This window comes from Streptomyces sp. NPDC048192, from assembly GCF_043202415.1.
In the GTDB taxonomy this organism is placed as follows: domain Bacteria; phylum Actinomycetota; class Actinomycetes; order Streptomycetales; family Streptomycetaceae; genus Streptomyces.
Window position 1 is genome coordinate 1,377 of sequence record NZ_JBIDAL010000042.1, and the last position, 1,196, is coordinate 2,572.

Below are 1,196 nucleotides of genomic sequence, written 5' to 3' on the forward strand. Positions count from 1 at the left end.
TCTGAGCTGGGGGTGGCCGCAGAGACCAGCGAGAAGCGACTGTTTACTAAAAACACAGGTCCGTGCGAAGCCGTAAGGCGATGTATACGGACTGACGCCTGCCCGGTGCTGGAACGTTAAGGGGACCGGTTAGCTCCATTTCGGTGGGGCGAAGCTGAGAACTTAAGCGCCAGTAAACGGCGGTGGTAACTATAACCATCCTAAGGTAGCGAAATTCCTTGTCGGGTAAGTTCCGACCTGCACGAATGGCGTAACGACTTCTCGACTGTCTCAACCATAGGCCCGGTGAAATTGCACTACGAGTAAAGATGCTCGTTTCGCGCAGCAGGACGGAAAGACCCCGGGACCTTTACTACAGTTTGATATTGGTGTTCGGTTCGGCTTGTGTAGGATAGCTGGGAGACTGTGAAGCATGCACGCCAGTGTGTGTGGAGTCGTCGTTGAAATACCAGTCTGGTCGTGCTGGATGTCTAACCTGGGTCCGTGATCCGGATCAGGGACAGTGTCTGATGGGTAGTTTAACTGGGGCGGTTGCCTCCTAAAGGGTAACGGAGGCGCCCAAAGGTTCCCTCAGCCTGGTTGGCAATCAGGTGTTGAGTGTAAGTGCACAAGGGAGCTTGACTGTGAGACCGACGGGTCGAGCAGGGACGAAAGTCGGGACTAGTGATCCGGCGGTGGCTTGTGGAAGCGCCGTCGCTCAACGGATAAAAGGTACCCCGGGGATAACAGGCTGATCTTCCCCAAGAGTCCATATCGACGGGATGGTTTGGCACCTCGATGTCGGCTCGTCGCATCCTGGGGCTGGAGTCGGTCCCAAGGGTTGGGCTGTTCGCCCATTAAAGCGGTACGCGAGCTGGGTTTAGAACGTCGTGAGACAGTTCGGTCCCTATCCGCTGTGCGCGTAGGAGTCTTGAGAAGGGCTGTCCCTAGTACGAGAGGACCGGGACGGACGAACCTCTGGTGTGCCAGTTGTTCTGCCAAGGGCATGGCTGGTTGGCTACGTTCGGGAGGGATAACCGCTGAAAGCATCTAAGCGGGAAGCCTGCTTCGAGATGAGGACTCCCACCCACTTGATGGGGTAAGGCTCCCAGTAGACGACTGGGTTGATAGGCCGGATCTGGAAGCACGGTAACGTGTGGAGGTGACCGGTACTAATAGGCCGAGGGCTTGTCCTCAGTTGCTCGCGTCCACTGTGT

1 rRNA gene (only partly in view) is annotated in these 1,196 nt (G+C 56.6%); it reads left to right on the forward strand.

Features of this window, described 5'->3' with window-relative positions:
• Nucleotides 1-1,175: ribosomal RNA gene (locus ACGFZN_RS39915) — 23S ribosomal RNA — on the forward strand (its annotated part extends 1,376 nt beyond the left edge of the window); the annotation flags it as partial.
• Nucleotides 1,176-1,196: the final 21 nt, after the last annotated feature.